The organism is Herbaspirillum sp. VT-16-41 (assembly GCF_001994935.1).
Lineage (GTDB): Bacteria > Pseudomonadota > Gammaproteobacteria > Burkholderiales > Burkholderiaceae_D > Herbaspirillum > Herbaspirillum frisingense.
On sequence record NZ_MUXB01000022.1, the window covers coordinates 128,819 to 151,763 of the forward strand.

Genomic DNA, 22,945 nt, shown 5'->3' on the forward strand with positions numbered 1-22,945 from the left:
CTCCATGTCAGACAGCTCAGGAAAAACAATATGTCTATCACCATCACCAGCAATCGCATGAGTGGCCAGGCCGCGGCTTCATTGCCGTCTACGCCTACGCCCACATCCTCATCGACTGCCCGCAGTCGCAAGAGCACGTCCGTCTCCGTGACCAGCACCTCCAGCTTCCAGAGCGCGGGCGCACGGGCCCTGGACAGCATCCTGCCCACCAGTGCCTTTGCCGTACACCGCCCCATGGCGATCGGCAGCCGGGCGGCTGCCATCCCGTCACTGTCGGCTGGCAAGCCCATACAGCCGACCCAGCCGACCCAGGCCGACAGCGATTTCATCCGGCCCGCCGCCAGCCCCGAGCGCAACGCCGTCGCCAGCTGGAACAGCGGCCCCATCCGCCTGAACGTGGCCAGCACGGTCAAGAACATGGCCGACGCGCTGTCCGGCGCGTGGTCGCGCAGCGCCCCCCTCAGCGCCAGCTTCAGCTCGCCGATCGTGATCAACCGATCGTCCGGCACCACGGCGGGCGGCACCGCGACGCCGGGCGGGTGCGGACCGCTGTCGATGATCAGCTGTCCGTCCCTGCCCATGCGGGTGAGCATGCCGGTATCGAGCTCACCCTACGCCTGCCCGCTGCTGCCGGTGCGCCTGCCCGTGCCCGCGCAGACGCCAGTGCAGACGCCAATGCAGACGCCGACGCAGGCCACGCCAAAGCCCAGCTTCGTCTGCCCCTTCCAGCCGGTGACCATGAGCGCGCCGCAGCCCTCGCCGGGTTGTCTGCCGCTCAATGTCCGTTCCTGCCCGTTGACGCCGGTCAGCATCTGCCCGGCGGTCCAAGGCGTGGTACCCACACTCAAGGCCGATCCAGCCAAGCCATGGACCGTCACCAAGGAAGTGGTGCCGCTGTCGCGGGCGTTCCCGCCCGGGGTCGTCATCGAGTTCCTGGACTGCACGCCGGTGCCCATCTCCAGCCTGGTCCCATCGACCGGTCCCAAGCTGGTGCCGGCATTGAAACCGCTGCCTGAACCGGTGCTCACGCCCGTGCTGACCCCGGTGGTCAAGCCGGTGCTGAAGACCGCCGATGCGCCGGTGGTCGCGCCTGGTGACAAGCCGGTTCTGGTCACGACACCGGTGGCGACGCCGAAGTCGACGCCGGTACCGGTATCGGTACCGGCCAGCACGCCGGCAACATCCTCCCAGCCCGCCGTGGCCGGCCAAGCCAAGGGGGTGGGTGTCACCGACAGTACCAGCGGCAGCGCGGCGCAGACCCTGCCAGTCGTGGCGCTGGGTGCCGCCGTGGCGCTGCCTGCTGCCATGGCAGTGGCCGCACCCAAGCCGCCGGTCCTGTCCGACAGCCAGTTCCGCAGCCTGCGCGACAACGACAACACCCTCAAGCTGGAGGGTGGGCGCACCGTCAATTTCAAGCCGGGCGACCTCAAGACCAAGGCCGGCGAACCGGACCTGTTGATCGGCACCGACGGCAACGACCGCCTTGATGACTGGGGTACCGGTCTGGACGAGGCCATTCGCCGCAACCGGCCGCGCTTCACCCGCTTTGTCGGCGGTGGTGGCGATGACGTGATCATCGGTGGCGCCAAGGCCGACACCATGTGGGGCGGTACCGGCAACGACATCATGCTGGGCCGCGATGGCGACGATACGCTCTACGGCGAAGAGGGCGACGATCGTCTCGACGGCGACAACGGCAACGACCTGCTGGTCGGCGGTGCCGGCAGGGATGACCTGGCCGGTGGCCTGGGTAACGACACCCTGTTCGGCGGCGATGGCGATGACCTGATGTATGGCTACCAGCTCTTCGGCAACCTGCAGCCCGCCTTGCTCCCGGGGCAGACCGACGACGACGTGATGGATGGCGGCGCCGGCAACGACACCATGAACGGCGGCTTCGGCAACGACCAGATGTGGGGCGGCACCGGTGATGACCGTCTGCGCGGCGGCAGTGGCGACGACAAGCTCTACGGCGACGAGGGCAACGACATCCTCTTCGGCGAAGAGGGCAACGATGTCCTCATGGGCGGTGATGGCGACGACGAACTCTACGGCGATTTCCGGCGCGCCTATGCCTCGCCGGACAACGACGTCGGCGGCAACGACCTGCTCTATGGCGGCGCCGGCAAGGACAGCCTGTATGGCGGGGTGGGCAACGACCTGCTCGACGGCGGCAGCGGCGAAGACTACCTGGAAGGCGGCAAGGGCGACGATATCTACGTGGTCGACAACGTCAACGACAAGGTCGTCGAAAACGCCAACGAGGGTCACGACACCGTCATCGCCTCCTGCAGCTATACGCTGTCCGGTGAGGTGGAGGACCTGCGCCTGACCGAAGGCGGCGACTTCAATGCCATCGGCAATGCCCGCGACAACCTGCTCACCGGCAACAGCGGCGACAACGTCCTGGATGGCGGCAAGGGTATCGACACCATGATCGGCGGTCGCGGCAACGACACCTACATGGTCGACAACCTCGGCGACAAGATCGTCGAAAACGCCGGCGAGGGCATCGACACCGTGGTCTCCCGCATCAGCTACACCCTGGGTGACAACCTGGAAAACCTGACCCTGATGGACGCCAGCAAGCCGGAAAGCGAGATCATCAACGGCAAGAAGATGCTGACCTATGGCTCGCCGCGCTTCTACCTGCTCGATTACAAGCAGGGCGATGAGGTGCCGGGTTACAAGGGCACCTGCAGCGAGACCAGCGTGGCCAACGTCTGCGTCATGGCCGGCCTGTCGGTGAGCGAAGGGGACGTGGTCAAGAAGGCCATCGCCAACGGCTGGTGCAACACCTCGGCGGCCGACGAAAGCACCCGTGGCTCCAGCAACCCGTTCTCGCAGGTGGCCATGCTCAACAGCTATGGCCTGCGTGCCGAAATCGTCGACGGCTACAACATCAAGCGCATGGCCGAGCTGGTCCGCGATGGGCGCGGCGTGATGCTGTCGGTCAACGCCGGCAAGCTGTGGGGCGTGCCGGAGTACGTCGAGGGCGGCTGGGTCAACCACAAGATCACTGTCACCGGCGTGGTCTGCGACGCCGAGACCGGCGAGGTGGCCGGCTTCTACATCGCCGATTCCGGACGGGGCCGGACCAGCGACGGCTGCCGCTATCTCACCCTGGAGGAGGTGCGCAATGCCGCCGATGTGATCGGGGCCGGCATGATCACCACGCTGGAACCGATCAAGATGCGCGACCAGAACATGGACGCCATCGGCAATGCGCTGGACAACGTGCTCACCGGCAATCGCGGCAACAACCTCATGAAGGGCGGCAAGGGCAACGACACCCTGATTGGCGAGGCCGGCAACGACACCTATGTCTTCAGCCGGGGTGATGGTCGCGATGTCATCGTCGACAACGACAAGACCCGGGGCAACCTGGACGTGCTGCAGCTGACCGACATCAACCAGAACAATCTCTGGTTCAGGAGGTCCGGCAACGACCTGTGCATCGACATCATGGGCAGCAACGACCGCGTGACCGTGAAGGACTGGTACGTGGGCGGTGTCAGCGGCAGCGACAACCGCATCGAACGTATCAAGACCGCCGACGGCAACACCCTCTACGACAGCGACGTCGACAAGCTGGTGCAGGCCATGGCCAGCTTCGCCCCGCCCGCCGCCACCCAGACCTCCTGGGTCAACGGGCAGACCAGCCAGGACAAGGTGCTCATGACCGTCACCCACTGAGCCTGAACCCCAAGCAAGTGTAGTACCCGACGCCGGGCCTTGCGCCCGGCGGCGACGCCATGCGTCCCCTGCGAGCAGGCAGGGCGGGGTAGGGCGTGCCGATGGCCATGGCCATCCACGCGAAGTATCTATTCAAGAATCCGGAAATCTATGAACCAGTCCGACAAGGATCCCGATCAGGCGGGGCAAGACAGTGCCCTGCAATGCCTGATGATGATGGCGCGCCTGCATGGCATCGCCGCCGATCCCGCGCAGTTGCAGCACCAGTTCGGGCGCGAGCCCTTCACCCTGGACAAACTCTTGCTGGGCGCGCGCGCCCTGGGCATGAGTGCGCGCTGCATCACCCAGGACCGCAAGCGCCTGGAACGCACGCCGCTGCCGGCCATCGGCGTGGACCGCCAGGGTCGTTATTTCATCCTGGCCAAGCTGGAGCAGGGACAGGCCAAGGACTGGGGCAGCCTGCGCATCCTCATCCAGCGGCCCGGACAGCCGCCACAGGTGCTGTCACGGCGCGATTTCGAGTCGCTGTGGTCGGGCCGGGTGATTCTGGTGACCAGCAAGGCCAGCTACGCCGGCGAATCGGCGCGTTTCGATTTTTCGTGGTTCATCCCGGCCGTGATCAAGTACCGCAAGGTGCTGGTGGAGGTCCTGGTGATCTCGCTGGTGCTGCAGATCCTGGGGCTGGTCACGCCCCTGTTCTTCCAGGTGGTGATGGACAAGGTGTTGGTCAATCACGCCATGATGACGCTCAACGTGGTGGCCGTGGCGCTGGTGGCCGCTACCCTGTTCGAGGCCGCCCTGACCGGCATTCGTACCGCCGTGTTCGCCCATACCAGCAGCAAGATCGATGTCGAGCTGGGCTCGCGCCTGTTCGCCCATCTGCTGAGCCTGCCGATCGGCTACTTCCAGGTGCGGCGTGCCGGTGACTCGATTGCGCGCATCCGCGAGCTGGAAAACATCCGCTCCTTCCTCACCAGCAACGCCCTGACACTGGTACTGGATATCGTTTTTTCCTTCATCTTCCTGGGTGTGATGCTGTGCTATAGCGTCACCCTGAGTCTGATCGTGCTGGCCTCGATCCCGCTGTACCTGGCGCTGTCGCTGGTATTTACGCCCATGCTGCGGGCGCGCCTGAACGACAAGTTCAACAAGAACGCCGAGAACCAGTCCTTCCTGGTGGAGACCCTGACCGGCATGGACACCGTCAAGTCCATGGCGGTGGAACCGCGCTGGCAGCAGCGCTGGGACAAGCAACTGGCCGCCTATGTCGCCGCCAGCCTGGGCAGCACCAACATCGGGCTGCTGGCCAGTGGCGGCGTCACCCTGGTGAGCAAGCTGGTGACCGTGGGCATCATGTGGCTGGGCGCGCTGCTGGTGGTCAAGAACGAATTGACCGTGGGCGAGCTGGTCGCCTTCAACATGCTGGCCGGACAGGTGGCCTCGCCTATCCTGCGCATGGCACAGCTGTGGAACGATTTCCAGCAGGTCGGCATCTCCATGAGCCGGCTGGCCGATGTGCTGGACGCCCGCGCCGAAGTGGGCGGCAACCGCACCCGGCTGCCGCAGGTGAGCGGGGCCATCAGCTTTGACCAGGTGTCCTTCCGCTACCGCCCCGAAAGCCCGCCGGTGATCCATTCGGTCTCGCTGGAGATCGCGCCGGGCGAGGTCATCGGCGTGGTCGGCCGTTCCGGCTCCGGCAAGAGCACGCTGGCGCGGCTGGTACAGCGCCTCTACATCTGCGACAGCGGTCGCATCAGCGTGGACGGTCAGGATATCGCCGTCATCGACACTGCCTCGCTGCGCCGGCAGATCGGCGTGGTACTGCAGGAGAGCACGCTGTTCTCCCGCTCCATCCGCGACAACATCGCCCTGGCCGACCCGGCCCTGCCGATCGAAGACATCATCGCCGCCGCCCGCCTGGCCGGCGCCCATGATTTCATCTGCGAACTGCCCGAAGGCTACGACACCGTGGTCGGCGAGCAGGGCAGTGGCCTCTCCGGCGGTCAGCGCCAGCGCATCGCCATTGCCCGCGCGCTCATCACCAACCCCGGCATCCTCATCTTCGACGAGGCCACCAGCGCCCTGGACTATGAGTCCGAAAAGATCATCCAGGACAACATGCGCCAGATCTGCGCCGGTCGTACCGTGCTCATCATCGCGCACCGGCTTTCGGCAGTGCGCGACGCCGACCGCATCGTCGTCATGGAGCAGGGCCGCATCGCCGAAAGTGGCCCCCACGCCGAACTGCTGGCACGGCCCGACGGCATCTACGCCCATCTCTACGGACTGCAGAGCCAGCAGGCCAGCCCCGCAGTGGCCGGCGCGGCGCTGTCCGAGGGAGGCGCGGCATGAGGATGCAACACCGTCGTCAGGCCTGGAGCGAGCTGGGCAACCGTTACGTCCGGGTGTTTCAGCATCACTGGAAGGCCCGCCACGCGCTGCCCAGCGATTTCTACAATCGCCAGGAAGCCGAATTCCTACCCGCCGCCCTGGCCCTGCAGGAGTCGCCCGGTTCACCCAGTCTGCTGTGGACCGCCCGCCTGATGGTGGCCATGGTGGTCTTCGCCCTGGTCTGGTCGGTAGTGGGGCAGATCGACATCATCGTCAGCGCCAATGGCAAGCTCATTCCGACGGTCCGCGTAAAAACCATTGCCTCGGTCGACCTGGCCAGCGTGAAGGGCCTGTTCGTTACCGAAGGCCAGCGTGTGGAGGCGGGTGATCTGTTGATCGCACTGGACTCCAGCAACAGCGATGCCGAACGCGCCAAGGCCGCCGATGCGGTGGCCCAGGCCAGGCTGCAGGCTGCGCGCGCCGCCGCCCTGATGGACGCCGTGCAGAACCAGCAGCCGCCCGAACTGGGCAAGGTGGAAGGCGTATCCCCCGCCCAGTGGGCCTCGGTACGCAGCCAGCTGCAGGGCCAGTACCAGGAGGTGCGCGCTCGCCTGGCACGGCTGGACGACGAAATCTGGCGCTATGGCTCGGCCCTGCGCCTGGCCACCCAGCGCGCCCGCGACTACCAGGCACTGATGGCCGATCGCACCGTCTCCCAGCATGCCTGGCTGGAGCGCGAGCAGGCCCGCATCGACCTGCAGGGCCAGTTGTCCGACGCCCGCAACCAGCGCGCCGCGCTGATCGCCCAGACCCGGAAGGAGGCGCACGACAGCCGCGTGGAAGCCGAAAAGATCATCGAGGCCGCGCAGCAGGACCAGCTTCGCGCCGAGGAACACAGTCGTCTGCTCAGGCTCACCGCGCCGGTGACCGGGACGGTGCAGCAGCTGAGCGTGCATACCGTGGGCGGCGTGGTGCCGGCGGCGCAGCCGCTGATGCAGATCGTGCCGGAAGACAAGGAACTGGAAATCGAAGCCTTCCTGGAGAACAAGGATGTGGGCTTCGTCCAGGTCGGCCAGCAGGCCGAGGTCAAGCTGGACGCCTATGACTACACCAAGTACGGCACCCTGCGCGCCAAGGTCCGGCATGTCTCGCGTGACGCCATCCCGGACGAGAAGCGCGGCTTGCTCTATTCGGTACGCGTCGTGCTGGAAGACAAGAGCATCGTCATCGACGGCCAGCGCGTGGCGCTTTCGTCGGGCCTGGCCAGCAATGTGGAAATCAGGACCGGTAGCCGGCGCGTCATCGAATACCTGCTCTCGCCGCTGGTGCGCCACCAGAAGGAGGCCTTGCATGAACGTTGATGGAGCAGGGCGCTGCTGGTCCTTGCCAGAGCGTCCCATGAAGCCTCCCGCGCCCATGCCTTATGCCTCACCCATCACCCCGACCATGAAACAGATGAACCGCAGCAAACCGATGAAGCACCCCATGCCAATGAAACCGGAGTCGCACCTGAAACAGCTCAAGGAAATCACCGCCGTCCTCTTCAGCCTGGCCATCGCCGGCACCATGTTGCCGCCCGCGAGCCACGCCGCCATGCTGGACGAGCTGACCACGCCGCTGGCCGACCCGCTGCTGGCGCAGCCTCCGGTGCTGGTGCATGGCAAGCCCCTGCCGGGCGACCAGGAAGGCCTGATCTGCAGCCCCGGCCCGACCGTGCTGCGCGAGCCGCTGTCGCTGGCCGACGCCATCGACCTGGCGCTGTGCCAGCATCCGCAGGTCCAGGCCGCCTGGGCCGGCATCAAGATCCAGGCCGCCCAACTGGGCGAGGCACGTGCGGCCTACCTGCCCAGCGTCAATGCCGGTGCCAGCCAGGTGCGCAGCAAGACCAGCCCGGCCGCAGGCGAGGGCGTGCGCTCCACCCACAGTTACTACGCGGCGCTGACCTGGCGCCTGCTGGACGCGGGTGCGCGAGCGGCCAACCGGCGCGCCGCCGACGCCCTGCTGGAAGCCGCCGCCGCCAGCCATGACGCGACCCTGCAAAAGGCCATGGCCAATGTGATCGGCCTGTACTTCGACGCCCAGAGCAGTCAGGCCAGCGAGCAGGCCCGCGCCCAGAGCGAAGCGCTGGCGCGCCAGGTACTGGAGACCGCGCTCAAGCGCGAACAGCGCGGCGTCGGCTCGCGCCCCGAGACCCTGCAGGCCCGCACCTTCGTTGCCAAGGCCGAGCTGGAGCTTGCCCGCGCCCGCGGCCAGCACCAGAAGGCGCTGGTGGCCTTGAACCTGGCCATGGGCGCGCCGGTGGCCGGCGAAGATGCGCAGACACTGTCGCTGGCGCCTCACACGGACGATGACCTGCCGGCGCTGGAACTGGATCTGCGCGAATGGCAGCAGAGCGCACGCGAGCAGCATCCGGCCATCCTCGCCGCGCAGGCCCAACTGGACGCCTCCCGTGAAAAAGTCCAGGCCACCCGTGCCGAGGGCCTGCCGAGCGTGGACCTGAGCGCCGGGCAATACATCAACGGCCGGCCCAACCAGTCCCCCGGCACCCGTGGCGAGCGTGATACCACGGTCGGCGTGAGCCTCAACATCCCGCTCTTCGATGGCTTCTCGCGCACCTACAAGGTCAGGGGCGCGCAGGGCCAGGTCGAACTCAGGCAGGCCGAGTTGCGTGATGTCCAGGCCCAGGTACAGGGCGATATCTCCACCGCCTATGTCGAGGCCAGTGCCGCCTTGCGCAACCTGGCCTCCTCGCGCCGCCTGCTGGATGCCGCGCAATCCTCGGTGGATGCGATCAGTCGCAAATACGACAGCGGCATCGCCGACATCGTGGAAATGCTCAACGCCCAGGCCGCGCTATCGGATGCCAGCCAGGAACGCATCCGCACACTGTCGGACTGGCGCTCGGCGCGCCTGCGCCTGCTGGCCAATGCGGGGCGGATGTCGCGCAGCGTGCTGGCCACCGACGCCAAACCTTGAGTCAACCCAGGTCAACAAGAAGAGCATGGACAGGGCGGCAAGTGCAGCTCACGCGCCGCCCTGAACCTGCCATCTTCCATGACCGCGACAGATCATCAGCCAGGCGCTGATCAATCAGGATCAGATGCCGCTGAACCAGTTGTAGCCCTGATCTTCCCAATAGCCGCCGGGATTCTGGTTGGTCACGAAGATCGCGGCCACGTGCTTGGGGTTCTTGAAACCGAGCTTGGTCGGCACCCGCACCTTGAGCGGGAAGCCATACTCGGTCGGTAGCGGCTCCTTGCCGAAGTCCAGCGCAAGGATGGTCTGCGGATGCAGGGCGGTGGGCATGTCAAGGCTGGTGTAGTAACGATCGGCGCACTTGAAGCCCACGTATCGGGCCGACAGGTCGGCACCGATGGCCTGCAGGAAAAGCTTGAGTGGCACGCCCGACCACTGACCGATGGCGCTCCAGCCTTCGATGCAGATATGGCGCGTGATCTGCGCGGCTTGCGGCAAGGCGCGCAGGCGCTCCAGCGTCCATGGCCGTTTGTCGCTGACCATGCCGCTTACTTCCAGACGCCAGTCGGCAGGATCGATGTCGGGCGCGCTGGCCTGGTCGTAGAAGGCGTTGAAAGGGAAGGGGTTGGTGATCTGGCTCGCCGCATAGGTCGGTGCCAGCTTGTCGCCACGGAACAGCAGCGCCTGGACCCGGTCGTTCCAGCGCGACATGGCCCACAGCGCCTTGTCGACACGATCGTTGCTCTGCAGGTCGCAACCGGCCAGCATCGACAGTGCGCCCAGCGACAGCGCCGAGCGCAGTAACAGACGACGTTCCACCTTGACCAGCGACGTGCGGTGGTCGGCCAGTCGGATCTTCTCGGGTGGGCGGGGAGGTTTTTCGTCCGGCCGGCTCATTGCACGTTTCCTTCCGTATGCCCGCGCCCGACTAGCATGGGCAAGAGGGTCTTGGGTACGATGGCGACCAAGGCCAGATGCACGACCACGAACGCGGCGATACCCGCCATTGCGGCGAAATGGACCTTGCGCGCGAAGTCGAAGCCGCCGAAGAAATTGCACAGCGGCTCCAGTTGCACCGGCTTCCAGATGGCGAGGCCGGACAAGACCACGAGGACGCCCAACAGGATGACTCCCCAGTACAGCAATTTCTGTACAGCGTTATAGGCGCCCGGATGATGCGGCAGGCGAAAACGCAAGGCGCTGGCGGCATCGGCCACCACATCGCGCGCGCGCAGCGGCAGCAGGCGCCGGCGGAAATGACCGCTGGCCGCACCATAGCCCAGATAGAACAGGCCATTGACCACCAGCAGCCACATCGCGGCGAAATGCCAGGCGATCGAACCGCCCAGCCATCCACCCAGGGTCATCCAGGCCGGAAACCGGAAGCCGAAGATCGGCGAAGCGTTGTAGATGCCCCAGCCGCTGGTCAGCATGCAGCCGATGGCGAAGGCGTTGAGCCAGTGGGCGATGCGCACCGCCATCGGATGAAGAGCAAGCCTGCCGGACATTGCGCGCCTCTTACATCGGCGGCGTGATGCCGTTGCGACCGACACTGACCGAAGCGGCGGTCAGGCTGCCATCAGGGTTCTTGCGGGCGCGCACCACCACCTTGGCGCCAGTCACCAGCATGGAGCGTTCACCGGCTTCGATGTTGACGATGGGTACGTCGTTCGGCACCACGATCTTCTTTTCGCCACCCTTGTACTTCAAGGTCAGCGTGCGGCCGTTGCTGGCCACCACGTCACCCACGGTGCCGTTGGTCATGGTGCTGTTGGGCGCCAGGTCGAACGGACGATGGCCATCGCCGGTGCCGGCCATGGCCGGCGGGAAGACGTGCACTTCCAGCGCCTTCTGCGAGCCGTCCGGCTGCGGGATGCCGGCCGCGCCGATGTAGCTGCCCGGCTTGATGTCGTTGATGTTGGCCAGCGAGATGGCGGCGACACGGGTGTCCTTGTCGAGGGCTATGGTCTGCTCGCCGCCACGGTTGCTCTTGACGACCAGCTTGTCGGCCGCAACGGAAACGATGGCGCCACGGATACCGGCCATGGCGGCGGGTGCGGGCGCTTGTGCAAAGGAGGCGGAGGTGGCGAAGATGGCGGATACAGCGATGCCATGGACGAGGTTGCGAAGGGATGCGCTCATGAGATCCTGACCAGTTGAGTGGGTTGGAAAAAGACTCATGCTAGTCACGCAAAGGAGTCATTTGCATGACATTTGAATGACAAAAATGTCAGCTTTGGAGCGACCCGAATAGCCGCAGTCTGGGACGCACTCATCCGCCCTTGAGATTGCGCCAGGTCTGAGGCCTTCTCGATACCCGCCGGGCGGTCTTCGCCTGATCGAAAACTTCCTGTTCCTGCTGGATTGACAATGCCCAGGTTGGCATTTCACTGGCCGGTGCCACAGTTCCTGGCAAACCGAAGGATGGTCAGTGTTTCCTTGAAGGTCTCCTGCACGGCGTGAGTCGGATCGATGCACGCCTGAAGATCGCTCTGCACGCCCGCGATCATCTCGTCAAGCTTGACGGCGCCGGTCGCGTCCAATCGTTGAAGCAGCATCGTCATGATGTATTGCATGGCGGCGGTGGTGGTATCCGGGTTGCTCATCGGTTCTTCCTTTTCCACGGGATCTCCGGTTAAAAAATGCGCAGTAGTTGAGAATGGATTTGCTTCTGGTCGACGGCGGCCAATAATGGTGGCATAACGAATCTCGGCGAGCCGCCGATGAAGGTATGGCGGTCATTCGGGAGATGCTCGGCAAACGGCGACAGGCTGAGCAGGAGGGCAAGGAGGATGAATCCATCGCCTTCGAGGTACAGCATCGCTGCAAGGACGGGCGGCTGCTATGGGGCGAGCTGCATTCCAGACCTGTGCGCGACGCCGACGGCACCATCATTGGTTACCACGGTATCACCCGCGAGACCACCGAACGCCGGCAACTCGAAGAGCAGGTGCGTGAACTGGCATTTTATGCCCCGCTGACTCACCTGCCAAACCGCCGCCTGCTGAGCGATCGCCTGAATCAATCCATCGCGGCCAGCCAGCGCAACAATTGCCACTACGCCTTGCTGGTGCTGGATCTGGATAATTTCAAGCCGCTAAATGATGTGCACGGCCATTTGGTGGATGATCTGTTGTTGATCGAAGCCGCACTTCGCTTGAGGGGTATCGTCCGAGAAGTCGACACGGTAGGTCGCTTTGGCGGTGATGAGTTTGTGGTGTTACTAAGTGACCTTGATGCGAACCTGGCAAAAGCGACAGCGCAGGCAAGGACGGTTGCCGAAAAAATTGGCGCCAGCCTGTCAGCTCCCTATGTGCTTAGCGTGGAGCACGCGACCCAGGAACCTGAGACGGTGAAGCATCGGTGCTCTGCCAGCATCGGCGTGGTGCTCTACTTGGGGACCTTGGTCACACCGGAAGATATTTTCAAATGGGCTGATGCTGCCATGTACCAGGCCAAGGCGGCCGGTCGCAATGCGATCCGGTTTTATGACCACGGGGCGCTGTAGAAAACGGGATCGAGGGCGCAAGGTAACGATAGGCTGGTTCTACAGTTCACAGCGTAGTTGGCGGCTAACGGTGTTCTTGCAGAAGCCAAGCCGCCTGGCGATCTCCCTTGGCGATATCGGGTCACTCAGGTGCAGGCGCCAGATGATTTCTAGTGATGCCATGTCGAGCACTCCAGTCACCTGCCTGATTGCCAAACGAGTGATACGCACTCAAGTTTTAATCGCGGCGTAGCTTTTGCCCGCTGAAGACCGTTTCTGGTCGGAAGCGGACAGCAGGAGCGGCAACGGCTTCGCGGCCATCATGCCTCGCCCGAAGGCGGGAGCCGTTATGTGTCTCCCCTCCCGCCCTAAAACATCTGGTGAAAAATCCACAGTGCTTTGATTTGAAAAGACTCTTCGGTGCATCAGCGCGACACCCGGCGGCGGGCTGCATGTTGGTGCGTTGATTGCGACGTTTGGTTTGCGCCCGTCGCTTACTGCCGCTTCGTCTTCGCCAGCGCGTCAATGAAGCCCTCGATCTGCTGCGCCACCGCCTCCGGATCTTCCAGCGGCGACAGATGGCCTACGCCGGGCAGGATGTGCAGCTCGGCCTGGGGAATGCGCGGCAAAAGCTCTGCCTGCAGCGTCGCGACCCGGTCCACCTGATCGTGCTCGCCAGAAATAACGAGCGTGGGCACCTCGATGGCGGCCACCTCCGTGGCGATGTTCTCCGCCATCGCTACGTTGGGCCAGGCGTGCTTGGCCTGAGGCGCAGCCCGCAGGCTGTCCTCGATGACCTGGGCGCGGCGGGCCGCCGTCAGCGGTTGTGCCGTCAGCACATGATCGATCACGAACTCCACCGATTCGCGCGTCTGGTAGGCACCTACCAACATGGCGCGCTGTTCGGCGGAAAGCAGCATGGGCGAGGGTGGGGACGGTGCCACCAGAATCAGCCCCTCGAGTCCGTGCGGCCGGCGCGAGGCCACCAGCTGTGCCACCTTGCCTCCCATGGAGTGGCCGACCAGCACATAGCGCTGCAGTCCCAGTGCGGCAATGACGCCCTCGGCATCGGCGGCCAGGTCGGCAATCCGGTAGCCGTCAGCAGGCGCATCAGAGCGGCCCCAGCCGCGATGGTCAGTGGCGACGATGCGGTAGCGGGGCGCCATTTGCGCGGCCACCGCATCCCAGGTGCGCGACGAGCCGCCGTAGTAGTGCAGAAACACCAGCGCCAGTTCGCCGCTGCCCTGCTGGGCCACATGGATGCGTGTTCCGTTGGTTTCGATATGCATTTCTCTGCTCCTTGGTGATGGGGAGACTCCACGATAGATTAGATTGCCAAAAGTTATAATCGCCAATTTGTTAGCGGTAGTCGATACCAGCATGATCGAATAAGGGAGCGGCATGGACAAACTGATGAGCCTGAATGTCTTCGTGGCAGCGGTAGAGGAAGGCAGTTTTGCCGGGGCGGCGCGGCGCTTCGCGCTATCGCCGGCGATGGCGGGCAAGCACGTCAGCCAGATCGAGAAGGAGCTTGGCGCCCGTCTGTTTCAACGCACGACGCGCCGCCTGAGCCTCACCGATGTGGGCCGGAGGTATTACGAACGTTGCCGCCAGATCCTCGCGGCATTCGATGAGGCGAACCGCGAAGTGACTGTTGCGCAAGGGAGCGCAAGCGGCATGCTTCGCTTGGCGGTGCCGCTGACCTTCGGCGCGATGCATCTGGGCCCGGTCGTGGCGCGCTATCTTGCGGATCACTCGGAGGTCAACGTCGAGGTCGTACTCGGCGACCGCTATGTCGATCTGATCGATGCAGGTGTAGACGTGGCGATCCGCATCGGAAAGCTCGACGATCCCGCACTGGTCACACGCCGCCTGGCACCCTGCCGCATGATCGCCTGTGCCTCCCCCGGCTTCATCGCGCAGCATGGCCTGCCGGCCACGCCTCAAGCCTTGTCGCGCCTGCCGCGGCTTGCCTTCAGTGACGCAGTCTCCGCCGGCGACTGGACATTCATCGATGCAGCGGGACAAGCGCATCGCCTCGACGGTCCCTGCCGCGTGACGGCGAACAATATGCAGATGCTCCTGGCTTGCGTGCTGGCGGGCGCGGGAGTGGGCTACGGGCCGGCCTTCGTTTTCGGTGAGCACATCAGGCAGGGGCGCCTGCTTGCATTGCTGCCAGACTACCGGACCACCGCATTGACCATCCAGGCCGTCTATCCGAGCGCGCGAGGAATTCCGCTCAAGGTCCGCCGCTTCGTCGATTATCTTGCCGAGGAGTTCGGCGATCATCCGCCGTGGGAAATCCAGGATACCGCGACGCCCCCCGGCAACGCATCGCAGAATTAATGTGAACAGGCCTTAGATCGATTGGAATCAGCTTGACGTCCGCTTCTGGCCGATAACTGCCGTCAGTTGCTCTCGGCGTCAGTAGTGAAGACGATTCGATTACCAAATGGGTCCAGAATCGACATATCTCGGCTGCCCCAGGGAGTTGCCTTCACCTCCGGGAAATATCCCATGTATGGACGGCCTTTCAGTTCGCGGTAGAGCTCGTCCACGTTCCCTACCGGGATGCGCAATGCAGATCCCGGGCAGGCATCCCCATGATGCTCCGATAGATGCAGAATGCAGCTCTCCCGGGAAATCTGCAGATATAGGGGCAGATGCTTGTCAAAACGATGTTGCCAATCAATTTTGAAATTTAGCCACTCGACGTAAAAGGACAGTGCCTTTGCCTCGTCGAAAATCCTGAGTATTGGTATCGGTGAATGAATTCTGTTTGTCATATCTTCAATGGATTGAGAGCTTAATTTGCTTACACAGACAACGGGATTCCCACTCTGTCCACTCTTGGCCGAATTCGGCCGTTGGGCTCAGCAGAGCAGGGTGCCGCGCTGAAAAGTCAAGAATGGTCACGACCGTCCAAAACCGTCCGACAGCAGCCTGACGCGTACCTCTACGCTGCCGGTTTGCAACCGCTTTGTTTGCATACTCTTTCGGTCGAGAGCGTGGACGACGATCTACTGGTGACCAGGAACATAGTCACCACAGACCTTGATCGTAACGGTGATTCAAGCCCTTGGAACGATCGCTTTCGGCGGGTAACTTGCCAGAATTACTGAAGTGGTAACTGGCCCAAACCGCGCCAGCGCATCGATAGCAGCTTCCAGCTGCGCCATCTCTTCAACGACGACACGCACAATGAAGCAATCTTCCCCAGTTATGCGGTGTGCTTCAATAATCTCCGGCATCGCTTCGAAGGCCAACAAGCAGCGCTTGATCTCCGCGTGGGTGGTACGAATCCGCACCATTGCGGAGATTTTGTGGCCCACCAAGCCGGGATTTATTCTTGCCGTGTAGCCTTCAATTACACCTCGGTCTTCCAATTTCCTGATGCGGGCGGTGATGGCTGGTTGAGATAGACCAATCTGCTTTCCCAGCTCTGTATTGCTCATGCGCGCATTGTGTTGAAGGGCCTCCAAGATGCGCCAGTCCAGGCGGTCTAATGCCTCCGCTTTAATTTCATTTGTCGAGTCCATCATCTTCCGTCAATTCATCGGTTCAGTGCCGTCAATTCATTCGAATGCCGATGTTGCCTTAGTTCGGGTCTCAATACAATGAGCACTGTTTCATCAATGGAGATTTCGCAAATGCATCATTCCGTCCTTGTGGTTCCTGGCATCGGCAACTCTGGCCCCTCGCACTGGCAGAGCCTATGGCAGTCTTCGTATCCGGATTGGCGGCGCCTCATCGTCGAGAATTGGGACAAAGTGGAGCGCGACGACTGGGTATCTGCCCTGGAGCGACAACTTGTCGATGCTCCTGCAAACACCCTGCTGGTAGCACATAGCCTTGGATGCCTGGCGGTGGCACATTGGGCTGCACATTCGGAAAAGAAGATTGGCGGCGCCTTGCTGGTTGCCGTTCCCGATCCAGCGGCGCCTTCATTTCCGCGTGGCGCGGCGCATGGATTCGCACCTATACCTCTGGTGCCATTAAGGTTTCCGTCAGTCGTCGTCTGTAGCACGGACGATCCCTACGGCAGCGTTGATTACGGCCGAGAATGCGCCAATGCCTGGGGCAGCGAGTTCGTCGAGGTTGGAGCGAAGGGGCACCTCAATGCGGAAAGCAAGCTAGGTGCCTGGCCGGAAGGGCTAGATTTGCTCGCAAGAATGTCCATTTCCACCGATCGCGGCCGAGAGACCCCATAGTCAATATGCGCATCGTGGATAGAAGATTCCCATCGCATTGCCAAGCGACCGTCACTTCCGTGCTAGACGTTTGATCAGTTCCTGGTGCTGCGGCCAATCTTCCAGCAGCAACTCTGCCTGGGCGATTTCAAACGCATCAAATTCGAAGCCTGGCGCCACCGTGCAGCCCACCAGACTGTGACCGTCTTGAACCGTACACTCCGCCGCAAACCAGGCGCCTGCCGGGACCAGCGCCTGGAAATCGGCGCCGTCATGCTCCAGCGGATTGCCCAGGCGGAAAGTCTGAAGCGCCCCATGCGGCTGCAGGACATGGACGTGCAGAGGATCACCTTCATAGAAGTGCCACATCTCTTCTGAATCGATCCGGTGCCAGGTTGACCTATCCTCGCCACCGAGAAGGTAATAGATTGCGGTCGCCGCCGAGCGCGTCGAACCTCTCGAGGAGCGCGCTACGCGCTCCTGGCTGCGATGGGTCTCGCGATAGAAGCCCCCCTCCGGATGCGGTTGAAGGTCCAGATGGGAAATCAATTCTTCGAAGCGGTGTCGAGACATTTTTCAGTGTGATGGAAAGGTGGAGGGGGGTTATGCGCCCTGATGCTTCCAGTTCTTGACGCGCTCTCGCACTCGCAGATCTGGTGTGAACAGGGCCTAGGTTAGATTCAATCCGCCATCCGATAGCAGGATTTCACCGGTGAGATAGTCCGATGCAACCAACATCGCAACGGCTTGGGCGATGTCCTCCGGACGGGCAGATCGGCGCATCGGCGAGCGCTCCTTCCAGATTTGCTGCGCCTGGGTCCAGTCTGCGGTCAGTGGCGTATCGACCAATCCAGGGGCGACAGCATTTACTCGGATGTCGGGCGCAAGTGAAACGGCGAGTAGCCGGGTCATATGATTCAAGGCCGCCTTGGTCGCTGAATATGGAATCGATGCGCCCTTCGGGCGGACGCCAGCATGGGAGCTGATGTTGACTATGCAGCCGGGTCGACCGAAGCGTTTCGAATCACGCAAGGCCGATTCAGCCTCAGCGATCAAACGAAAAGGAGCAACCACGTTCACTTCATACAGCTCATGCCACACATCGGGCGTTGCGGCCGCCAAATCCTGGTGCGAAATAACACGGCTGATTCCTGCGTTATTAACCAGGACATCCAGCCGCCCCCAGGATGCTATCGCTTCGCGGATCAGTCGCACCCTGTCGTCATCATTAGCCAGATCAGCTTGCACATAGATGGCCGATCCGAGTTCGAGTGCCAGTCGTTGTCCGGCCTCTACCGAATTGCGCGAGTGCAATACGATTGAATATCCTTCTTTTGCGAGCCGGCGGGCAATTGCCACACCGATGCCAGAAGTTGAGCCTGTGATAAGTGCGACGGGAGCCTGTGACATCGTGGAAGCCTATACGGTTGGGTGCATAAGTTAATAAACGTTCGTCTCACTTTGATGAAGGCCTGCTTCTGGCGATTGCGGTCCTCATGAATGGCCGCTTCAGCCCTCCGCTGTCCCTCTGCCGCCCGCTGCAACACCAGCGGTGACGGCAACGGCGCCTCCTTGGGCTTGGCGCCGATCATCCTGCAGCCGCAGGCCTGGCTGACAAGCCGGCATGCTGGTGGCATGATAACGCCTCTAATTTTCCGCAAGGCAAACATATCAATGACCTGCTGCCCGACATTGTCCTCCGATGGCGTTGGTGGCAGCGGGCAAGCGCAGGGGGCGGCGATGTCAGCGGTAACCATCCATCTTCGGGGCGAAGACCGGACTGCACAAATCCATGACTGGAAGATTTACTGGAGCGACAAGCATCAGACCTGGTTCCTGACCTGTTACTTCCATAGCACTAAATCCTTCAGCCTGCCGCTGGCCGAATGCCGCATCTCTCCGACCCGCGAGCTGGGCGGCGCCTTGCTCAACAAGGGCAAGGGAGGGGCGGCCAAGCGGGTGGAGCAGGCTACGCTCTATGGAAACAAGTATGTGATCGTCACCTATGCCGGTAACCGCAAGGGCTATCTGCATCGCCTGGATGACGTCAGCGTGGTGGCCGAGACCAACCTCAAGCAAACGCCGGTCTTCCGCTATTTCCTGGCCGTTGCGCAGGCCCGGGGCGGGCAGGGCGGTGAGGTCTCGCCGGATCAGGACCGCATCGCCGATAACGTACTGCGCCAGCTTAACAAGCTGCCAGCCCATCCGGACAGCGCCCTGCAGGCCTATTGCAGTGGCGCGAATCGCAGCTGTGAACTCTCCCGTCCATTGATCTTCCCCTTTGGCGTCAATGCCAGCCAGATCGAGGCGGTGGAGCAAGCCTTCCGTGCGCAGATCAGCGTGATCGAAGGTCCTCCCGGTACCGGCAAGACCCAGACCATCCTCAATATCGTTGCCAATATCCTGTTGCGGGACGAAACGGTCGCCATCCTCTCCAACAACAACTCGGCCGTGGATAACGTGGTCGAGAAGCTGCAGAAATCTGACCTGGATTATCTGGTGGCCAAACTCGGCAGCAAGGCAAAGCGTTCCGCATTCTTTGAATCCCCGCCTGCGGTGCCGTCGGAACCCCCATTGCCCGCACCCGCGCTGGAAGAAATCGACGCCGCCGTCATCCGCCTCAAGCAGTACCTGCACGCCCACAACCGCGCAGCCCAGCTCAAGGCCGAGATCCAGGAGTTGCAGGTCGAGCAGCGCTATCTGCAGCAGTGGCATGATGAAAACGACGTGCCAGCGGGGCCGGCACTGGAACGATACCGATTGACGCCCGCCCGCGCGGCCGATCTCATGGCCTACTTGTCGCATCTGGGGCAGAAGTCGATCGGACTGCGCGAACGGTTCAGCCTGCTGTTGCGCTTCGGCATCGTCCGCGCCGGTCCCTTCGCTGCCGGCGCCCAGCGCGCGCACAGCTTCCATGCCCTGCAGGCCCACTTCTACCAGCGCCAGTTGCAAGAGAAGGCGAGCGAGCTGGCGGCCTGCCTGGCGATCCTGAGAGAGGGAAGCTTCGACGCTTCGCTGGAGCAGGTGCGCCAGGATTCCATGCTCTGCCTGAAGCAACATCTGCATAGCAGCGTCCCCCATTCACAAGCCTTCGGGATCGATACCTATCAGGCAGACTTCGGCGATTTTCTGGCACGCTATCCGATCATTGCCAGCAGTACCCATTCCATCGTCAATTCGCTGGCCGAAGGTGCCATGCTGGACTACGTCATCATCGACGAGGCGTCCCAGCAGGACATCCTGCCCGGCATCCTGGGCCTGGGCTGTGCGCGCAACCTGATCGTCGTCGGTGACCGCCGCCAGTTGCCGCATATTCCGGTGGAGCTGGGCAAGCCGGCGCCGTCGCCGGCCTATGACTGCGAGCGGCTGAGCCTGCTCGATTCGGTGATGGCGGTCTTCGGGGATGCGCTGCCGCGTACCTTGCTCAAGGAGCATTACCGCTGCCATCCGCGCATCATCCAGTTCTGCAACCAGCAGTTCTATGACAATGCCCTGATCCCGATGACGCCCGACGACGGCAGCGAGCCCCTGCGCCTGATCGTCACGGCCAAGGGCAATCACATGCGTACGACGACCAATCTGAGGGAAATCGAATCCCTGCTGGCAGTGCTGGATGAGGCCGGTGAGCGCAGCGGTGTGGATGCCCAGGGCCGTGGCTTCATCGCGCCTTTCCGGGCACAGGTGAAGCTGGCCGGTGCGCAACTGCCGTCGGATTTCGTCAGCGATACCGTGCACAAATTCCAGGGCAGGGAATGCGAGGAAATGGTCTTCTCGACCGTGCTGGACAAGAAGCGCAGCAGCCAGTCGATGTCCGGCTTCGTCGACGCGGCGCAGATGGTCAATGTCGCCGTGTCACGGGCCAAGCGGAGATTCACTCTGGTGACTGGCGATGAGGTCTTCGCCCAGCGCAATGGGCCGGTGGCCGCACTGATCCGCTATATCGAATACTACGCAGACCAGGCGCAAGTGCGGCGCGCGCCGGTGGTGTCGGCCTTCGACCTGCTGTACCAGGAATACGACCGCTCACTGGCCAGGCTGGCCGCCAGCTTGCGCAGCAGCGATTCGCACTTCCGGTCGGAGCAGATCGTGACGCAGCTGCTGCGAGAACTGCTGGCAAGCACGCGCTTTGCCGGCTTGCGCTTCCATTGCCAGGTCCGCCTGCAGCAGCTGGCGTCTGCCCGCAATCCCGCCATGACACCGCGCGAGCTTGAATTCATGGCACAACAGGCCAGTTGTGACTTCGTGATCTATTTCAAGGTCGGCAAGCAACCGCTGGGCGTGATCGAAGTGGACGGGGGCTTGCACCATGGCCAGCAACAGGGCGAACGTGACGCGCTCAAGAACAGCATCCTGCGCAAGAGCGGTATCGATCTGCTGCGCCTGCAGACCATCGATAGTGATATCGAGCCCAGGCTGGGCAGGTTCCTCGCGCAATGGGTGGATGCCGCCGGCGCCGCCGCCGAGTCGGTTACCCGCGAAACTACACCACCGCCGGCCGCGCCAGCGGCGCTTCATTGAGCGCATCGCGGATGACCTCCAGCGCATGCTGGATATCGTGGCGGTTGGCCACGCCGCCGATACAGACCCGTACTGCCTGCTCCGGCGCGGTGCCCACGGCGAAGGCGTCGCTGGCCACCACGCCGATGCCGGAGGAGCGCATCTGGGCGGCGAAGCTGGCGGCCTGCCAGCCGCCGCGCAGCTTGATCCAGAGATGGAAGGCCTCGGCTTCGGAGGCGTAGCTGTGCGGGGGCAGGATACGGGCCGCGATCTTCTGGCGGGCCATGGATTCCTTGCGGATGTTGGCCAGCGCCAGGTCGGCCACGCCATCGCGTATCCAGTGCGTGGCCAGGGTCGAGGTGATGGGCGAGGCCATCACCGTGGTGGCCCGTAGCGATGCCGTGAGGCGTGCCGCCGAGTGGGTGTCCGGCGCCACCATGTAGGCGATGCGCAAACCGGCACCCACGCTCTTGGCCAGGCCGGTGACGTAGAAGGTCAGTTCACTGCCCAGGCTGGCAATGGCCGGCGGGGTCGAGCGCGGCAGGAAGCCATAGGCGTCGTCCTCGATGATGGCGACTTCGTAGTGGCGGGCGATATCCACCAGCGCCTGGCGCCGTGACAGCGAGGTGGTGCAGGTGGTGGGGTTCAACAGCGTCGGGTTGCAGTACAGGGCCTTGGGCGCGTATTGCGCGCAGGCGCCGGCAAAGGCGACGGCGTCGATGCCTTCGTTGTCCATCGGCAAGCCTACCAGCTTGATGCCCAGTTGCCCGGCCAGGGCACGCAGGCCCGGGTAGGTCACGTCTTCACAGCACAGCACGCCACCGGGGCCGACCAGCATGGTCAGGATCGCCAGCAACGCGCATTGCGCGCCTGGGGTGACCAGCACCCGTTCCGGTTCCACCACCAGCCCGCGCCGGCGCAGCCACAGGGCGCCGGCCTCGCGGTCTTCGGGCGAGCCGCCGAAGTCCTGGTAGCGCATCAGGTCGCGCAGCCTGCCGTTGACCTTGCTCCATCCCGCCTGCATCAGTTCCACCAGCTCCGGCGACTCCGGCTCGGGCGGCATGTTCATGGACATGTCCACGTTGGGCCGTCCCTCGGTTACGCGGGGGATGCGCGGGCGCCGCTTGCCACAGACGAAGGTGCCGCGTCCCACCACCGAATCGACCAGCCCGCGCCGGTGTGCTTCTGTATACGCCCGGGCCACCGTGGTGAAGTCCAGGTCCAGTGCTTCAGCCAGCTTGCGCTGCGGCGGCAGTCGCTGCTCGGCCTGCAGCTGCCCGGTGGCGACATCCTCGGCAATGGCATTGGCGATGGCCAGGTAGAGCGGGCCGCTGCCCTTCTTCAGTTTGGGGACCCACATGGTGCTGTTCTTCGGCATGACGATTCCTTGGTCGGCGTTCCTGGCGGCTCCTGATCCTTCCCGATCTCTTGAGCTTGCCCGGATTCAATATTGACTGCATCGGCATGCGTCATTGAATGCAATTTGTATTCCATCCAATGCAGCCCCCAGGCGGCTCTCGCTGCACCGCCTTGTGTCATCGGAGACGGCGTGCCTGCACCAAGGTAAAACACGCCGCTACTCCAGAGTGCATGCGGGTTTGCGCGATTGTATGGAGCGATTGAATGGATTGCTGCACGGGTGCTGAAAAGCCCGTCGCGAAGGTCCCCCCGGGAAGTCGCGAGCGTGCTGGAAGCCGGATCGGTAATCAGCGATTGACGGGATTTTCATGCAGTCAATTCACGCATTGACGGGGCATTGTTGGCACGC

General features: G+C 63.2%; 18 protein-coding genes. 8 read left to right on the forward strand and 10 right to left on the reverse strand.

Annotated features, from left to right (window positions below):
* Positions 1-30 precede the first annotated feature (30 nt).
* From BTM36_RS03340 to BTM36_RS03355, 4 genes are all read left to right on the forward strand, one after another.
* Positions 31-3,696, forward strand: a complete 3,666-nt coding sequence (locus BTM36_RS03340) for a calcium-binding protein (RefSeq protein WP_254426902.1) — start codon at positions 31-33, stop codon at positions 3,694-3,696.
* A 150-nt stretch (positions 3,697-3,846) separates the two neighbouring features.
* A complete protein-coding gene (locus BTM36_RS03345; RefSeq protein ID WP_077235217.1) occupies positions 3,847-6,048 on the forward strand; it encodes a type I secretion system permease/ATPase in 2,202 nt (733 codons plus the stop codon).
* Positions 6,045-7,388: an HlyD family type I secretion periplasmic adaptor subunit gene (locus tag BTM36_RS03350; RefSeq protein WP_077235218.1), complete on the forward strand. Its 1,344-nt coding sequence runs from the start codon at positions 6,045-6,047 to the stop codon at positions 7,386-7,388. The genes BTM36_RS03345 and BTM36_RS03350 overlap by 4 nt, the downstream gene beginning before the upstream one ends.
* Before the next feature lie 37 nt (positions 7,389-7,425).
* Positions 7,426-9,003 carry a TolC family protein gene (locus BTM36_RS03355; RefSeq protein ID WP_254426903.1) on the forward strand — a complete coding sequence of 526 codons (1,578 nt, stop codon included), beginning with the start codon at positions 7,426-7,428 and terminating at the stop codon, positions 9,001-9,003.
* A gap of 120 nt (positions 9,004-9,123) precedes the next feature.
* Here the strand turns inward: BTM36_RS03355 and BTM36_RS03360 are convergent, their stop codons facing one another.
* The 4 genes from BTM36_RS03360 to BTM36_RS03375 all read right to left on the reverse strand — a co-directional run bounded on the left by BTM36_RS03360 (position 9,124) and on the right by BTM36_RS03375 (position 11,627).
* A complete protein-coding gene (locus BTM36_RS03360; protein ID WP_077235219.1) occupies positions 9,124-9,900 on the reverse strand; it encodes a molybdopterin-dependent oxidoreductase in 777 nt (258 codons plus the stop codon).
* A complete protein-coding gene (locus tag BTM36_RS03365; RefSeq protein ID WP_077235220.1) occupies positions 9,897-10,511 on the reverse strand; it encodes a cytochrome b/b6 domain-containing protein in 615 nt (204 codons plus the stop codon). Before BTM36_RS03365 ends, BTM36_RS03360 begins: the two co-directional genes overlap by 4 nt.
* Positions 10,512-10,521: 10 nt before the next feature.
* The gene (locus tag BTM36_RS03370; RefSeq protein WP_077235221.1) at positions 10,522-11,145 is read right to left on the reverse strand and encodes a DUF5666 domain-containing protein; all 624 of its coding nucleotides are present in this window, start codon (positions 11,143-11,145) and stop codon (positions 10,522-10,524) included.
* Positions 11,146-11,390: 245 nt separating this feature from the next.
* Positions 11,391-11,627, reverse strand: coding sequence for a hypothetical protein (locus BTM36_RS03375; protein WP_139347032.1), 237 nt, complete (start codon positions 11,625-11,627; stop codon positions 11,391-11,393).
* 107 nt (positions 11,628-11,734) lie between these two features.
* On the opposite strand from BTM36_RS03375, the gene BTM36_RS03380 reads away from it, so the two are divergent.
* Complete coding sequence (locus BTM36_RS03380; RefSeq protein WP_077235223.1) at positions 11,735-12,511, forward strand: diguanylate cyclase; 777 nt, start codon at positions 11,735-11,737, stop codon at positions 12,509-12,511.
* A 473-nt stretch (positions 12,512-12,984) separates the two neighbouring features.
* Here the strand turns inward: BTM36_RS03380 and BTM36_RS03385 are convergent, their stop codons facing one another.
* Positions 12,985-13,779: an alpha/beta fold hydrolase gene (locus BTM36_RS03385; RefSeq protein WP_077235224.1), complete on the reverse strand. Its 795-nt coding sequence runs from the start codon at positions 13,777-13,779 to the stop codon at positions 12,985-12,987.
* Between the two features lie 112 nt (positions 13,780-13,891).
* Between BTM36_RS03385 and BTM36_RS03390 the strand changes: the two genes are divergently transcribed.
* Entirely contained in the window at positions 13,892-14,836 is a 945-nt protein-coding gene (locus BTM36_RS03390) for a LysR family transcriptional regulator (RefSeq protein ID WP_077235225.1), read from the forward strand.
* 62 nt (positions 14,837-14,898) lie between these two features.
* Here BTM36_RS03390 and BTM36_RS03395 read toward each other — a convergent pair whose 3' ends face one another.
* Both BTM36_RS03395 and BTM36_RS03400 read right to left on the reverse strand, forming a co-directional pair.
* Positions 14,899-15,276: a glyoxalase superfamily protein gene (locus BTM36_RS03395; protein ID WP_077235226.1), complete on the reverse strand. Its 378-nt coding sequence runs from the start codon at positions 15,274-15,276 to the stop codon at positions 14,899-14,901.
* 285 nt (positions 15,277-15,561) lie between these two features.
* Entirely contained in the window at positions 15,562-16,032 is a 471-nt protein-coding gene (locus BTM36_RS03400; protein WP_077235227.1) for an Lrp/AsnC family transcriptional regulator, read from the reverse strand.
* Between the two features lie 108 nt (positions 16,033-16,140).
* On the opposite strand from BTM36_RS03400, the gene BTM36_RS03405 reads away from it, so the two are divergent.
* Positions 16,141-16,701: an alpha/beta hydrolase gene (locus BTM36_RS03405; RefSeq protein ID WP_168189730.1), complete on the forward strand. Its 561-nt coding sequence runs from the start codon at positions 16,141-16,143 to the stop codon at positions 16,699-16,701.
* Positions 16,702-16,752: 51 nt separating this feature from the next.
* Here the strand turns inward: BTM36_RS03405 and BTM36_RS03410 are convergent, their stop codons facing one another.
* The gene (locus BTM36_RS03410; RefSeq protein WP_077235228.1) at positions 16,753-17,253 is read right to left on the reverse strand and encodes a cupin domain-containing protein; all 501 of its coding nucleotides are present in this window, start codon (positions 17,251-17,253) and stop codon (positions 16,753-16,755) included.
* Between the two features lie 96 nt (positions 17,254-17,349).
* Entirely contained in the window at positions 17,350-18,090 is a 741-nt protein-coding gene (locus BTM36_RS03415) for an SDR family NAD(P)-dependent oxidoreductase (RefSeq protein WP_077235229.1), read from the reverse strand.
* 330 nt (positions 18,091-18,420) lie between these two features.
* Here BTM36_RS03415 and BTM36_RS03420 point away from each other — a divergent pair, with 330 nt between their 5' ends.
* Complete coding sequence (locus BTM36_RS03420) at positions 18,421-21,198, forward strand: AAA domain-containing protein (RefSeq protein ID WP_077235230.1); 2,778 nt, start codon at positions 18,421-18,423, stop codon at positions 21,196-21,198.
* Here BTM36_RS03420 and BTM36_RS03425 read toward each other — a convergent pair.
* Positions 21,161-22,555 carry a PLP-dependent aminotransferase family protein gene (locus tag BTM36_RS03425; protein WP_077235231.1) on the reverse strand — a complete coding sequence of 465 codons (1,395 nt, stop codon included), beginning with the start codon at positions 22,553-22,555 and terminating at the stop codon, positions 21,161-21,163. The two genes, BTM36_RS03420 and BTM36_RS03425, sit on opposite strands and share 38 nt — an antisense overlap.
* Positions 22,556-22,945 lie beyond the last annotated feature (390 nt).